This window comes from Streptomyces sp. AC627_RSS907, assembly GCF_019049165.1.
On the sequence record NZ_JAGMUE010000405.1, the window covers coordinates 1 to 595 of the forward strand.

The 595-nt window shown below is 69.7% G+C and carries 1 protein-coding gene; it reads right to left on the reverse strand.

Annotated features, from left to right (window positions below):
- On the reverse strand, positions 1 to 595 hold a 595-nt coding region (locus KUM32_RS36145; protein WP_217146134.1), incomplete at both ends, for a 3-hydroxyacyl-CoA dehydrogenase family protein.

Sequence of the window (595 nt, forward strand, 5' to 3'; positions counted from 1 at the left end):
GGCGATGTCGATGTCCTCGGCGCTGGCCACGCCGGACTCGTACAGCTTGGCCGCCTCGACGACGAGCGCCGAGATGAGGCGGGTGGTGACGAAGCCGGCCACGTCGCGGTTGACGACCACGCAGGTCTTGCCGATGCCCTCGGCGAACTCGCGGGCCGCGGCGAGGGTTTCGTCGCTGGTCTTGTAGCCGCGGACGAGTTCGCACAGCGCCATCAGCGGGACCGGCGAGAAGAAGTGGGTGCCCACGACCCGCTCCGGGCGCGAGGTCGCCGCGGCGATCTTGGTGATCGGGATGGCGGAGGTGTTGGAGGCGAGGATCGTCTCGTCCTTCACCAGGCCGTCGAGGGTCGCGAAGATCTCGCGCTTGACCTCGATCTTCTCGAAGACGGCCTCGACCACGATGTCCGCGTCGGCGGCGGCGTCCAGGTCGGTGGTGGTGGTGATGCGGGCCAGCGCCTGCTCGGCGTCCTCGGCCGTGAGCTTGCCCTTGGAGACGAACTTCGCGTACGACGCCTCGATGCCGTCCTTGCCACGCGCCAGAGCGGCGTCCGTCACGTCGCGCAGGACGTCGTCCCAGCCCGCCTGGGCCGAGACC